The following is a 13,925-nucleotide window of genomic DNA, read 5'->3' as shown; positions in this document are numbered from 1 at the left end:
TGGCCGCCTGCGCCTGCTGCGCCGCAGGCATGCTCGCCCCGCGCTTCGCCGCGGCGCATGTCCCGCCCGGCGCGACCGCGCCGCTGCATCGCCGCCTGGACGCGGCCGCAGCGGCGATCGAGGGCCGCATGATCGGCTGGCGCCGCGACATCCACGCGAACCCGGAACTCGGCAACCAGGAGCACCGGACCGCCGCGCTGGTCGCCGCGCATCTCGGCCGCCTGGGCTACGACGTCCGCACGGGCGTCGCGGCCACAGGCGTCGTCGGCGTGTTGCGAGGCGGGGGCGGGGACGGCCCGGTCGTCGCCCTGCGCGCCGACATGGACGCGCTGCCGGTGCAGGAGCCCGAGGGGCTGCCCTTCGCCTCGCGCCGCCGCGCCGTCTGGGACGGGGCGGAGGTGCCGGTGATGCACGCCTGCGGCCATGACTGCCACGTCGCCATCCTGATGGCCGCGGCCGAGGTGCTCGCGGCGCATCGTGCGGCTCTGCGCGGCACCGTCGTGCTGCTGTTCCAGCCCGCCGAGGAAGGCCTGCCGGGCGGCGAGATCGGCGGCGCGCGGCGGATGCTGGACGAGGGCGCCTTCGACGCCCCGAAGCCCGACATGGTGTTCGGGCTGCATGTGCTGACGAGCATGACGACCGGCCAGATCGCCTACCGGCCCGGCCCGGCCCATGCCAGTTCCGACACCTTCCGCATCACGGTGCGCGGGCGCCAGGCGCATGGCGCGATGCCCTGGGACGGGGTGGACCCGGTGGTGATCGCCGCGCAGGTCGTGAGCGCGCTGCAGAGCATCCAGAGCCGGCAGGTCGACGTGAACGATCCCTCCGTCCTGACCATCGGCACGATCGGGGGCGGCACGCGGCACAACATCGTGCCGGATCGCGTCGAGATGAGCGGCACGCTGCGGACCTATGACGAGGGGCGGCGCGCCTTCATGCAGCGGCGCGTCACCGCGCTGGCCGAGGGCGTGGCACGCGGCATGGACGGCACGGCCGAGGTGGTGTGGGAGCCGGGCGGCTACGCCACCCTGGTGAACGACCCCGCGCTCGCCGAGCGCATGGCGCCGAGCCTGGCCCGCGTCACCGGCCGTGACGGGTTGCGGATCAACCCGCGCCACACGGCGAGCGAGGACTTCTCCTTCCTCGCGCAGCGTGCGCCGGGCCTGTTCTTCTGGATCGGCGTGGCGCCGCCCGGGCAGGATCCGGCACGTGCCGCGCCCAACCATTCGCCGCGCTTCATGGTGGACGAGGCCGGGCTGCTGGTCGGGCTGCGCGCGATGCTGCACCTGGTGGCGGATTCCACCGGAAGCGGGGATGCATGATCCGGCGCCGCGCCCTGCTGGCGCTCGCCGCCGGCATTCCATTGGTCCCCCTGGCGCTGCCTGCCGTGGCGCAGCCCTCGCGCCCCTGGCCCGAGCGTCCGCTACGCCTGATCGTGCCCTTTCCGCCGGGCGGGGCGATCGACGCCATGGCGCGCATCCTGGCCGGCCCGATGGCGGAGGCGCTGGGCCAGCCGGTGGTGGTGGAGAACCGCGCCGGCGCCGGCGGCACCACCGGCACCGGCGTGGCAGCCCAGGCGAATGACGGCCACACGCTGCTGATGGTCTCGATCGCTCATGCCGTGAACGCGGCACTCTATCCGCGCCTGCCCTATGCCGAGACGGACTTCGTCCCGGTCGGGCCGGTCGCCGTGGTGCCGAACATCCTGGTCGTTCCTGCCTCGCGGCCTTGGCGGCGCGTCGGCGACCTCGCCGCGGAGGCGCGCCGGCGGCCCGGCGCGCTGACCTATGCCTCGGCGGGCAGCGGCACCTCCATCCACCTCGCTGGCGCCCTCTTCGCCGATCTCGCCGGCCTCGCGCTGGAGCACGTGCCCTATCGCGGTTCGGGGCCGGCGGTGACGGACCTCGTGGCCGGGCGCGTGGACATGATGTTCGACAGCGTGACCTCCGCCGGCCCGCACATCGCCTCCGGCCGACTCGCGGCGCTGGCCGTCACCACCTCGCGGCGGATCGCTGCCTTCCCCGATCTGCCGACGATGGCCGAGGCCGGGGTGCCCGGTTTCGCCGTGGACCCGTGGTTCGCCATGCTCGCGCCGCGCGCCCTGCCGGAGCCGGCCCGCGCCCCGCTGTCGGCGCTGCTGGGTCGGCTGCTGGGCGACGCGGCGGTCGCCGAGCGCTTTGCGCGGATCGGCGCCGAGCCGATGGAGGGCGACGCGGTCTCGCTTGCCCATCTCCTGGCGGAGGAGACGGCGAAGTGGGGCGCCTTCATCCGGCGCGCCGGCATCCAACCGGAATGAGGGCCACCCTTGCCCTGCAGCGCGCCCGGTCCGATGAGGCGCGCATGCTGATCCATCGTGACATCCCCGGCCTGCGCGCGGCGCTGGCCGCATGGCGCGCCCGCGGCGCGCGCGTCGCGCTCGTGCCGACGATGGGCGCGCTGCACGAGGGCCATCTTTCGCTCGTCGCCGCCGCACGGGCGGCAGCCGACATCGTGGTGGCTTCGATCTTCGTGAACCCGACGCAGTTCGGGCCGAACGAGGACCTCGCACGCTACCCGCGCGACGAGACGGGCGATCTCGCGAAGCTCCGCGCGGCAGGCTGCGATCTCGCCTGGCTGCCAACGGTCGAGGCGATGTACCCTGCGGGCAACGCCACCTCCGTCGAGGTGCGCGGCGTCTCCGACGGATTTGAGGGCGCGGCGCGGCCAGGTCACTTCGCCGGCGTCGCAACCGTCTGCACCAAGCTCTTCCTGCAGACGGGCGCCGACGTCGCGGCCTTCGGCGAGAAGGACTGGCAGCAGCTGCAGGTCGTGCGCCGCGCCGCGCGGGACCTCGACATTCCCATCTGCATCCTGCCCGTGCCGACGGTGCGGGAGCCGGACGGCCTCGCGCTCTCCTCGCGCAACCGCTTCCTCTCGGCGGAGGAGCGCGCGACGGCGCCCCTGCTGTATGCGGCCATGCGCCGCGCGGCGGCGCGGATCGTTGCGGGGGAAGATGCGCGCGCGGTGCTGGCCGACGAGGAGGCCGGCCTTCGCCTTGTGGGGTTCGCGCCGGACTACCTCGCGTTGGTCGAGGCCGAGACGCTGCGGCCGCTGGACGCAATGACGCCCGGAACCCCGACCCGTCTGCTTGCGGCCTCGAGGCTCGGCACGGTGCGGCTGCTCGACAACATCCCGCTGGGTTGACGCGCTTGCGTCACGCAATCCGCTTGACCTGCACGCCGCGTCGTCGGCATGAAGGCGCCGCGGGAGAGTCCGCATCGGCGTCGCGGCCGGTGCGGCGCCGAAGGAGCAACCGCCCCGGAAACTCTCAGGCTCACGTACCGCGCTGGGAACTGGAACTCTGGAAAGTGGGGCCTCAGCTCCCGCCGACGGTGTAAGTCGCCGCCCCGCGAGGGGGCACGACGATGCTCTCAGGCCAATGACAGAGGGGGCATTCGAACCCGCGCATGGGCGCGGGAGGAGAATGCGCGTGCCACGTCCAGACAGCTTGACCGTCGCCGTGATCGGCGCCGGCATCACCGGCATGACCACCGCGTACAACCTCACCCGCCGCGGCCATGAGGTCACGGTGTTCGACCGCCACCCCTATGCCGCGATGGAGACCTCCTTCGCCAATGGCGGCCAGCTCTCGGCCTCCAACGCCGAGGTCTGGAACAGCTGGGCCACCGTCCTGAAGGGCCTGAAGTGGATGGTCTCGCCCGGCGCGCCGCTGCTCGTGAACCCCAAGCCCTCCTGGCACAAGCTGTCCTGGATGGCGGAGTTCGTCGCCGCCATCCCGCGCCACGAGGAGAACACGATCACGACCGCGCGCCTGGCGATCGAGGCGCGCCAGCACCTGCGCCGCATGGCGGAGGAAGAAGGGATCGACTTCGACGCCGAGGACCGCGGCATCCTGCACTTCTATGCGACGAAGGCCGAGTTCGAGGCGGCCGCACGCGTCACGGCGCTGCTGGCCAAGGGCGGGCTCGAGCGCCGCGCGGTGACGCCGTCGGAGATCCGTTCCATCGAGCCGGCGCTGCGCGGCGACATCTATGGCGGCTTCTACACGCCGTCCGACTTCACCGGCGACATCCACAAGTTCACCAACGGCCTTGCGCTGGCCTGCGCGCGCCATGGTGTCACGATGCGCTTCTCCACCGAGGTGCTGTCCGTGGATGCGGGCTTGGACGGCGTGGCGGTCGTCTGCCGCTCGACGGAACCGACGGCCGGCGCTGCCCCGCACCCGCGCGAGACGCAGCGCTACGACAAGGTGGTGGTGTGCGGCGGGGTGATGTCCCGACAGCTCGGCGAATCGCTCGGCGACCGGATCAACGTCTATCCGGTGAAGGGCTACTCGATCACGGTGCAGCTCGACGACCCGGCCGACCAGGCCGCCGCGCCCTGGGTCAGCCTGCTCGACGACAAGGCGAAGATCGTGACCAGCCGGCTCGGCGCGCGTCGCTTCCGCGTCGCGGGCACGGCGGAGTTCAACGGCTACAACCGCGACATCCGCGCCGAGCGCATCGCGCCCCTCGTTGCCTGGTGCCGGGCGCACTTCCCGGGCATGAGCACGCGCCAGGCCGTGCCCTGGGCCGGCCTCAGGCCGATGATGCCGGACATGATGCCGCGCGTCGCGCGGGGCCGGAACCCGCGCGTGTTCTACAACACCGGCCACGGGCATCTCGGCTGGACGCTCTCCGCCGCGACGGCCGACGCGGTGGCAGCGCTCGTCAGCACGCGGGCGAACGCGTAGCCCAATTCGGTATCGCGTCGCCGACGCAGACGCATGGGGCCGCCTTCGCTTCGGGGGCGGACCTCATGTCGCGCGGAACAGCGAAAAGCCGGAATGCCGACCGATTGCGACTGAACATCGCAGTGTCGCTGGTTCGATTCCGGCCCTGGGCACCATCTCCCGCTTGCCTCACCAGCCGCCCCTGAAGCGCGCGGCCGCGTGCGCCTCGGGCAGCCGCGCCTCCGCGCCGAACAGCTTCTCGCGGTAGGTCCCGGGCGCATAGGCTGCCTTGTACAGCCCACGCTCCTGCAGCACCGGCACGACCAGGCCGATGAAGGCCTCGAGGCATTCCGGCATCACGGTGCGCGAGAGGTTGAAGCCGTCCACATCGGCCTCGCGCATCCAGCGCTCCAGCGCATCCGCCACCTGCGCGGGATCGCCGACGATCGGCGGCTGGCGGCTGCCGAGCACCGACTGCTCCAGCAGCTTGCGCTTGGTCCAGGCGGGTCCCGCGACCTTCGCCATCGCCTCCACGTTGGAGCGGATCGCCTGGGTCGGCGCGCCGCCGACCGGCTCGTCCATCGCGTACCTGGAAAAATCGATGCCAAGCGAGGCGGAGGCATGCACCAGCGTCGCCTCGGCATCGGCATGTGCCGCGTAATCGGCCAGCATGTCGCGCGCCTCGCGCTCCGTCCGGCCGACCACCACCGTCGCGCCCACGAAGACCAGCACGCGCCGCGGCGCGGCGCGGGCGCGGATGTCATCCACGATCGCGCGGACCACCTCCGGCTTCGTCCCGTTGACGAAGACGCATTCGGCATGGGTGGCCGCGAAGCGCCGCCCGCGGTCGCTCGCGCCCGCCTGGTAGAGCACCGGCGTGCGCTGGGGCGAGGGCTCGCACAGATGCGGTGCCTCGATCCGGAACTGCCGGCCCTGGTGCGAGATGCGCCGCACGCGTGCCGGGTCCGCGTAGATCCGTCCGGCGCGGTCGCGCTTCACCGCGTCTTCCGCCCAGCTGCCCTCCCACAGCGCGTAGAGCGCCTCCATGTACTCGTCCGCCAGGTCGTAGCGGTCGTCGTGCTGCATCTGCGCGTCGTAGCCGAGCGCGCGTGCCGCGCTGTCGAGATAGCCGGTGACGATGTTCCAGCCGATCCGGCCGCCGGTCAGGTGATCCAGCGTGCTCATCCGCCGCGCGAAGAGGTAGGGCGGCTCATAGGCCGTGTTCGACGTCACCCCGAAGCCGAGATGCGTGGTCGCCGCCGCCATCGCCGGAATCGTCAGCACGGGATCGAGCAGCGGCACCTGCACGCCGCCGCGCAGAGCCGCATCGCCGTTGCCGCCGTACACGTCATAGATGCCGAGCACATCGGCCAGGAACAGCCCGTCGAACAGCCCGCGCTCTAGCAGCCGGGCGAGCGACGTCCAGTGACCGAGCGTCGCGTAGCCGGTGGCGTTGTCGCGCGGATGCGTCCACATCCCCTGCTGGATGTGGCCGGGGGTAGCCATGTCGAAGGCGTTCAGCCGGATCTCGCGGCGGGTCCGGTCGGTCTCGGCCATGCAGGCTCCTGTCGCGTGGCGCGCGGCTTCGCCATGATGGGTGCGCCGCAGACGGAGGATGCCGCCCTTGCCCCGCATCGTCACCATCGGCGCCGCCCAGACCGGCCCGATCGCCCGCACCGAAAGCCGCCGCGAGGTGGTGGACCGCCTGGTCGCGCTGCTCCGCCAGGGCGCCGCCATGGGCTGCGACCTGGTCGTCTTCCCCGAGGCCGCGCTGACCGCCTTCTTCCCGCATTGGTGGATCGAGGACGCGGCCGAGCTGGACGCCTGGTTCGAGCAGGAGATGCCGTCGAACGAGACCGCGCCGCTCTTCGCCGAGGCGCGGCGGCTCGGCGTAGGCTTCCACCTGGGCTACGCGGAGCTCGCGCGGGAGGGCGGCCGCACGCGCCGCTTCAACACCGCGATCCTGGTCGGTCCCGACGGCGCGATCATCGGCAAGTACCGCAAGATCCACCTGCCGGGCCATGCCGGGCACGAGCCCTGGCGGCCCTTCCAGAATCTCGAGAAGCGCTATTTCGAGGTGGGCGACCTCGGCTGGCCCGTCTGGCGCGCCTTCGGCGGCGTGACCGGCATGATGATCTGCAACGACCGCCGCTGGCCGTAAGCCTGGCGCGTGCTCGGCCTGCAGGGGGCGGAGCTGGTCGTGCTCGGCTACAACACGCCGCGTCACGACCCGACGACGCCGCAGCACGACCGGCTGGCGGAGTTCCACAACGCGCTCTCGATGCAGGCCGGCGCCTATCAGAACGGCTGCTGGGTGGTCGGCGTCGCCAAGGCGGGGACGGAGGAGGGCGTGGAGCAGATCGGCGGCTCCTGCATCATCGCGCCGACCGGCGAGATCGTCGCGCAGGCGGTGACGGTGGGCGACGAGATCGTGGTGGCGCGCTGCGACCTCGACGCGGCGCGGCCGATCAAGGACGGCATCTTCAACTTCGCGCGCCACCGCCGGCCCGAGCACTACCGCATGATCGTGGAGCGCACCGGCGCCGAGCCGCCGCCCTGACTTGCCGTGCGGCGCACGCGCGCCGAAGCTGACGCAGGCAAGGAGAGCGAGATGGACGACACGCTGCTGATCCGCGAGGTTCGGCCCTGGGGCGGCCCCGCCGCCGATATCCGCATCGAGGGCGGCCGCATCGCCGCGATCGGCGCGAACCTCGCCGCCCCAGCCGGTGCGCAGGTGATGGAAGGCCGCGGCCGCATCGCCATCCCCGGCTTGGTCGAGGCGCACACGCACCTCGACAAGACGCTGCTCGGCCTGCCCTGGTATCGCAACGAGGTTGGGCCGCGTCTGATCGACAAGATCGACAACGAGCGCCGCATGAAGCGCGCCCTCGACATCGACCCGCACCGGCAATCCATGCGCCAGGCGCTGCAATCCCTCGGCCATGGCTCGACGCATATCCGCAGCCATGTCGACGTGGACACCGACCACGGGATGTGGGGGATCGAGGGCGTCGCGGCGACGCGGGAGAAGCTTCGCGACCTCGTCCACATCGAGCTCGTCGCCTTCCCGCAATCCGGCCTGCTGGTCCGCCCCGGCACGCTGGAGCTGATGGATGCGGCACTGGCCGCGGGCGCGGAGGTGGTCGGCGGCCTCGATCCCTGCGCGATCGACCGCGACCCGAAGGGGCACCTCGATGCGGTCTTCGGCCTCGCGCAGAAGCACGGGAAGCCGGTGGACATCCACCTGCACGAGCCCGGCGAGATGGGCGCCTTCTCGATGGAGCTGATCATCGAGCGCACGCGCGCCCTCGGCATGGCGGGCAGGGTCGTGGTCAGCCACGCCTTCTGCCTCGGCGCGCCGGAGATGGATGCGCTGATCGAGGCGATCGCGGAGGCGGGCGTGGCGATCATGACCACCGCCTCGCCGTCCCGCCCCGTGCCGCCGGTGCTGAAGCTCGCCAAGGCCGGCGTCGTCACCTGTTCCGGCAATGACGGCATCCGCGACACCTGGGGGCCCTATGGCAATGGCGACATGGTGGAGCGCGCGATGATCGTGGGGCTGCGCAACAACCTCCGCCGCGACGACGAGGTGGAGCTTGGCTTGCGCATCTGCACCGAAGGCGGCGCGCGCATCATGGCGCTGCCGCGCTACGGGTTGGCGGAAGGCTGCGATGCCGATCTCGTGCTGGTGCCGGCCGAGACCGTCGCCTCCCTCGTCGTGGACCGGTCGCGCGACCGCACCGTGCTGCGGCGCGGGCGGGTGGTGGCGGAGGGCGGCGTGCCGGTCATGGCGGCGCCCTGATGCTGCCTTGGGGCCGGCTCGACGGCCGCACGCTGCTGACGGCGCGCTGGGTGGTCGGCCACGAGAACGGTCGTCATGCGCTGCTCGAGCAGGGCGAGGTGGTGTTCGAGGGCAACCGGATCGTCTTCGCCGGCCACGCCTTCCCGGGCGAGGTCGCGCGGCACGTCGATTACGGGGATGCGCTGATCGGGCCCGGCTTCGTGGATCTCGACGCGCTGTCGGATCTCGACACCACCGTGCTCGCCCTCGACAACCAGCCGGGCTGGCGCAAGGGCCGGATCTGGCCGCGCGACTACCAGGAGGCCGGCCCGGTCGAGATGTATGCGCCGGAGGAGCTGGCCTTCCAGAAGCGCCACGCCTTCGCGCATCTGCTGCGCAACGGCATCACCACGGCGCTGCCCATCGCCTCGCTCTTCTACCGCGAATGGGGCGAGACGACCGAGGAATTCGCCGCCGCCGCCGACATCGCGGAGGCGCTGAACCTGCGCGTCTATCTCGGCCCCGCCTATCGCAGCGGCAACCTGGTGGTGGAGGAGGACGGCACGATCGTGCCCGTCTTCGACGAGGAACGCGGCCTCGCGAATCTCGCCGAGGCGGTCGGCTTCTGCGAGGCCTTCGAGGGGCGAGCCGGCGGGCTCATCCGCACCATGCTCGCGCCCGACCGCATCGAGACCTGCACGCCGGAACTGCTGCGCCGTGGCGCCGCGGCGGCGCGCGACCTCGGCGTGCCGCTCCGCCAGCATTGCTGCCAGTCGCAGCTGGAGTACGATCTCGTCGTCAAGCTGCGGGGCATGAGCCCGCCGGAATGGCTCGCGAGCCTCGGCGCGCTCGGGCCCTTCGCCCTGCTGCCGCACGGCATCTTCGTCTCCGGCTCCTCGCGCATCGCGCGGCCCGGCCGCGACCTCGGGATCATCCGCGACGCCGGCGCCACCATCGTGCACTGCCCGCTGGTCATGGCGCGCTTCGGCAGCGCGCTGGAAAGCTTTGCGCGGTTGCGCCGGATGGGTGTGAAGATCGGCATGGGCACGGACACCTGGCCGCCCGACATGTGGCTCAACATGCAGATCGGCCTGATGCTCTGCCGCGTCATGGACGCCGATGCCCAGGCCTGCCGCGCCGAGGACCTCTACGACGCCGCGACGCTCGGCGGCGCCGCCGCGCTCGGCCGCGACGACCTCGGGCGGCTCGCGCCCGGCGCGCTGGCCGACATCACGGTCTTCGACCTCGCCGCGCCGCATCTCGGCCCGCCGCTCGACCCGATCCAGCGGCTGATGGTCGCGGGGCGCGGGACGGATTGCCGCAGCGTGATCGTGGATGGCCGCGCGGCGATGCAGGACGGCGCGATCCCCGGCCTCGACTGGCACGGCTCGGAGGCGCGCGCCCGGGCTCAGTTCGGCCGCCTGGTCGCGCAGTATCCGCGCCGCACGCTGGGCCACCCGCCGGTCGAGGAGATCTTCTCCGCTTCCTATCCGGTGCGCCGCGCGCCGGGCTGAGGCGGGCTGCGCGCCGCGATGGCGTGGCGGAGCGCGGCGGCCAGCTCCCCGTCGGACAGCGGCTTCGTGAGCAGCAGCGGCGCCGGTGCGCCCGTCGCCGCGACCGGCGCCAGCGCGCCGTAGCCGGTCACATGGATCACCGGCACCGCCGCGCCGGCCAGAAGGTCGGCGATGGGGAAGGAGGCGCGTCCGGCGAGGTTCACGTCGAGCACCGCCGCGTCCAGCCGGTCGCGTTCCGCCGCGGCCAGGCGCAGCCCGTCCTCCAGCGTCGCCGCCGGCCCCACCGCGATGCAGCCGAGCTCGGTCAGCGCCGCCACGGTCTCGAGCGCGACCAGCGGCTCGTCCTCCACCACCAGCACCCGGCGGCCACGCAGCGAGATGGAAGCGGCGTCGGCGACGCCATCGGGCGCCTCGGGCGCCGGGGCGGTCGTCTCCTCGCGGCCGCGCGCGGCGAGGATGCGATCGGCGGGCAGCAGGACCTCGCAGCGCAGCCCGGCCACGTCCCAGTGGAAGGTCGCCGAGCCGGAGAGCTGGCCGCGCGCCGTCGCCTCCACCACTGTCGAGCCGAAGCCGCGGCGCGACGGCGGCGCGAGCAGAGGCGGCCCGTCGCGCTCGATCCAGGACAGCGCCACGCGCGTGCCCTGCAGGCGCCACGACACCTGGACCCGGCCGCCGGGCTGCGACAGCGCGCCATGCTTGGCGGCGTTGGTGGCGAGCTCATGCAGGATCATGGAGAGCGGCTGCACCGCTTCCGGCGCAAGGCGCAGCTCCGGCCCGTCGAGCGCGATGCGGTCCGCCCCGCCATAGGCTGCGACCTCCTCGCCCACGACCTCGCAGAGCAGGGCGCCGGTCCAGCCCCCGCGCGAGAGCAGGGTGTGGGCGCGCGCGAGCGCCGCGACCCGTCCCTCCACCGCCTCGGCGAAGCGCTTCGGGTCCTCGGCGCGCGTCAGCTTCACGATGGAGCGCACCACGGCCAGCACGTTGCGCGCGCGATGGTCCACCTCGCGCGTCAGCAGCGCCTGCCGTTCCTGTTCGGCGCGTCGCTCGGTGATGTCGTAGTTCACCCCGATGAAGCGCGCCGGGCGACCGGGCATGCGCACGACGCGGCCGCGGGAGGCGATCCAGCGCATGGCCCCGGTGTCGCGGCGATGGATCCTGAACTCGTCGCGGTATTCGCTGTTCGCTTCGATCGCAGCGGATGCGGCGGCCCGCACGCGCTTGCGGTCGTCGGGGTGGACGGATGCGAGCCAGTCCTCAACGGAGCGTGCGCGCTGGTCGGCCGGAAGCCCGTAGAGACGGCAGAATTCGCTGTTGATGACCGTCGTGGCGGCGCCGATCTCCAGGTCCCAGACGCCCATCTTCGCGGCGGCCGAGGCCATGGCGAGACGCTCCTCGCTCGCGGCCAGCGCGGCTTCCGTCTCGCGCCGCGCGGTGATGTCGAGATGCGTGCCCGTGACGACGACCGGGCGTCCTTCGGCATCGCGTTCCACCACGCTCGCGCGGCTCAGTACCCAGATCCAATGCCCGTCGCGGTGCCGCAGGCGCGTCTCGCTTTCGGAGAACGGCGTGCGCCCTTCGAAATGCGCGCGCGACGCCGCCTGCGCGACGGCCTTGTCGTCGGGATGGACCAGCCTCTCCCAGGTCGCATAGGACGGTTCGATTTCCGAGAGCTCGTAGCCCAGCATCGCGGCCCAGCGTGCGTCGAACTCCACATGGCCGGATGGGATGTGCCAGCGCCAGCCCCCGAGGCCGGCACCCTGCATCACCACCTCGAGCCGCTGCTTCGCCTCCGCCAGCGCATGCTGCGCCGCGCGCTCCTCCGTCATGTCGCGCGCCACCCCGACGACGCCGACCACCTCGCCCGCCGCATCGCGCAGCGGAGCCTTGGCCGAGAGGAAGGTGCGCGGCCGCCGGCCATGCGCCGCGTCCAGCACCGTCTCCTCGAGCATCTCCGGCACGCCGCGCCCTATGATGCGTGCTTCGTTCGCCGACACCGCCGCCGCGGTCTGCTTGTCCAGCAGCTCGGCGTCGGTGCGCCCGAGGGCGCGTTCCGCCGTGAGGCCGTAGATCGCGAGCGCGGCGCGGTTGGCGTAGAGAAGGCGCCCGTCGCGGTCCTTGGCGAAGACGGCGTCGGGCGTCGAATCCCCGATGGCCGAGAGCAGCGCCTCGCGCTCTGCCACCTCCGCCGCGCGCTCCGCGACCCGGGTCTCGAGCGTCGCGTTCATCGCCTCGAGCCGGCGCTGGCTGCGCCGCACCAGCAGCGCGAGCCCGACCAGGGCCAGCGTGGCCGGCAGGCCGATGGCCTGCTGGCGCGCCACGACAGATCGCCAGTCGGCGACGATCGTCGCGCGCGGCCGCGCCGCGCTGGCGACCACGGGCCACCCCTCGATCCGGCGCAGCGCGACCAGCTGCCGGTCGCCGTCGAAGGCGGAGCGCGCCTCGATCAGCTGGCGTGTCGCGCCGGTCGCGATGGCGGCGTGGAAGGGATGCTCGGCCGGCACGCGGAGGGGGCCGGTCTGGCCGTGGCTGCGCGCCAGCAGCTCGCCATCCATCCGCAGCAGCGACAGGGCGTCGCCGTGCCTGGCCGTGAACTGGCGCAGGCCCTCGGCGAGGCGGTTCGGGTAGACCGACATGTTCACCAGCCCGTCGAAGGCGCCGGGCGCGACGTCGGTGTTGCCGGTACGCGTGCGTGGCCGGCTGATCGCGAAGAACAGCACGTCTTCGAGCCGGCCCGTATAGACCCGGCTGACATGGATCGCCGGCGGGTTCGGGCCCGAGAGGTCGGTGAAGAAGTCCCGGTCCGCGACGATGGGCCGGCCGCGCGGCGTCGGGAAGATGTTGGCGCTGACCAGGATCTCCCCGGTGCGGCTGATGACGAAGCCGGCCTCGGTCTGCGGCAGCTCGGCCACCAGCGCCTTCAGCTCCTCGTGCAACTCGGCCTCGCGGGCACGGATCTCCTGGTCGGAGAGGCCGCGGAGGACGGCGTCCACTCTGCCGGCGGCGATCGAATGGGCGCTCAGCGTGCGCTGGCCGAACTCGGCGACCGCCTCGGCCGTCTGGCGCAGCTCCGCGGCCGCGTTGGTCCAGGCCTCCCGCCACGCCACCCAGGCGGCGGCGGCCATGACGAGCAGCGGCAGGCAGACCAGCGCGACGAGCACGACGCGGTCGCTCCGGTCCCGCCTTGCCTGCGCCTGGCTGGCGGGACCCGGCCGACCGGGCCCGGGACTGGCGCCGCGCCGCGCCGATCCGGGCGACGAGGCCGGTATGTGCAACGCGTTCTCCTTCCGTCGGCAGCCGGCGGCAGCTCCCCCCTGCCGGCACCGGGCCCTACGAGCGCCATGCTGGGGCGGCTGTCGACCTTTCGCCGCTTCAACGACGCGTGAGATGCGGAACCAGTGCGCCGGCGGGGGCACGGATCGCCGAGCCGCGCCGCCTCAGCGGCGCATGATCAGCACGTAGTTCACCGTCAGCTCGATGGTGACGCCGTTCGGGTCCACCGGGGGCGGGAAGGCGGGCAGCCGGGCGCCCTCGAAGGGGAAGGTGGTGCCGAAGTTGAGCGAAGGCGAGGCCGAGGGCCCGACCAGCCGCACCTCGCGCACCGTGCCGTCGGCGTTCGCCCGCACCAGCACGCGCACCTGGCCCTGCTCGCGCAACTCGATGGCGCGGCGCGGGTAGCGCAGGTTGTCGTCGAGCCAGCGGCGGAAGGCGGCGCGCCAGTCGGCGCCGACATTGGCCCCCTGCACGCGCACCTGCGGGTCGGTGCTGAGGCGCCCCTGCGAGAAGCGGGGATCGACCGTGGTGTCCATGCCGCGCGCCTGCGGGCGGCCGGCGGGCGGGGCGGGCGGGGCGGCCGGACCGAAGCTCGGCGCCTCCGGCAGCAGCAGGGCGCCGGGCGGGAGTTGCGGGCGGGGCGGCGGCG

Annotated in this window: 9 protein-coding genes, 1 pseudogene and 2 riboswitches; of the genes and pseudogenes, 7 read left to right on the top strand and 3 right to left on the bottom strand. The window is 73.0% G+C overall.

Translation table 11 applies throughout. The features are described 5' to 3' along the window. The 4 genes from L2I40_RS08815 to L2I40_RS08800 form a co-directional block, all read left to right on the top strand. On the top strand, positions 1-1,322 hold a 1,322-nt coding region (locus L2I40_RS08815; protein WP_237214535.1), incomplete at its 5' end, for an amidohydrolase. Then, positions 1,319-2,296, top strand: coding sequence for a Bug family tripartite tricarboxylate transporter substrate binding protein (locus tag L2I40_RS08810; RefSeq protein ID WP_237214534.1), 978 nt, complete (start codon positions 1,319-1,321; stop codon positions 2,294-2,296). The genes L2I40_RS08815 and L2I40_RS08810, both read left to right, overlap by 4 nt. 44 nt (positions 2,297-2,340) lie before the next feature. Continuing rightward, a complete protein-coding gene (gene panC / locus L2I40_RS08805) occupies positions 2,341-3,183 on the top strand; it encodes a pantoate--beta-alanine ligase (protein ID WP_237214533.1) in 843 nt (280 codons plus the stop codon). A 50-nt stretch (positions 3,184-3,233) separates the two neighbouring features. After that, positions 3,234-3,333, top strand: a riboswitch (glycine riboswitch). Then, positions 3,334-3,435, top strand: a riboswitch (glycine riboswitch). A gap of 34 nt (positions 3,436-3,469) precedes the next feature. Continuing rightward, positions 3,470-4,732, top strand: coding sequence for a D-amino acid dehydrogenase (locus tag L2I40_RS08800; protein ID WP_237214532.1), 1,263 nt, complete (start codon positions 3,470-3,472; stop codon positions 4,730-4,732). Between the two features lie 168 nt (positions 4,733-4,900). On the opposite strand, the gene L2I40_RS08795 is transcribed toward L2I40_RS08800, so the two are convergent. Continuing rightward, positions 4,901-6,268, bottom strand: a complete 1,368-nt coding sequence (locus L2I40_RS08795) for an LLM class flavin-dependent oxidoreductase (RefSeq protein WP_237214531.1) — start codon at positions 6,266-6,268, stop codon at positions 4,901-4,903. 58 nt (positions 6,269-6,326) lie between these two features. Between L2I40_RS08795 and L2I40_RS08790 the strand changes: the two are divergent. From L2I40_RS08790 to L2I40_RS08780, 3 genes and pseudogenes are all read left to right on the top strand, one after another. Beyond that, positions 6,327-7,271, top strand: a pseudogene (locus L2I40_RS08790) (N-carbamoyl-D-amino-acid hydrolase). A gap of 51 nt (positions 7,272-7,322) precedes the next feature. Then, a complete protein-coding gene (locus L2I40_RS08785; protein ID WP_237214530.1) occupies positions 7,323-8,513 on the top strand; it encodes an amidohydrolase family protein in 1,191 nt (396 codons plus the stop codon). Continuing rightward, entirely contained in the window at positions 8,513-10,006 is a 1,494-nt protein-coding gene (locus L2I40_RS08780; RefSeq protein WP_237214529.1) for an amidohydrolase family protein, read from the top strand. Before L2I40_RS08785 ends, L2I40_RS08780 begins: the two co-directional genes overlap by 1 nt. Here L2I40_RS08780 and L2I40_RS08775 read toward each other — a convergent pair. Both L2I40_RS08775 and L2I40_RS08770 read right to left on the bottom strand, forming a co-directional pair. Continuing rightward, positions 9,979-13,164, bottom strand: a complete 3,186-nt coding sequence (locus L2I40_RS08775; RefSeq protein ID WP_237214528.1) for a PAS domain-containing protein — start codon at positions 13,162-13,164, stop codon at positions 9,979-9,981. The genes L2I40_RS08780 and L2I40_RS08775 overlap by 28 nt on opposite strands. Before the next feature lie 276 nt (positions 13,165-13,440). Further along, positions 13,441-13,925: TonB family protein (locus L2I40_RS08770; RefSeq protein ID WP_237214527.1), on the bottom strand; the 485-nt coding region annotated here is incomplete at its 5' end.

It is taken from the genome of Falsiroseomonas oryziterrae (assembly GCF_021864505.1).
GTDB classification, from domain to species: domain Bacteria; phylum Pseudomonadota; class Alphaproteobacteria; order Acetobacterales; family Acetobacteraceae; genus Falsiroseomonas; species Falsiroseomonas oryziterrae.
Note: the sequence above shows the minus strand (reverse complement) of the source record. Positions and strands in the feature narration are given on the sequence as shown.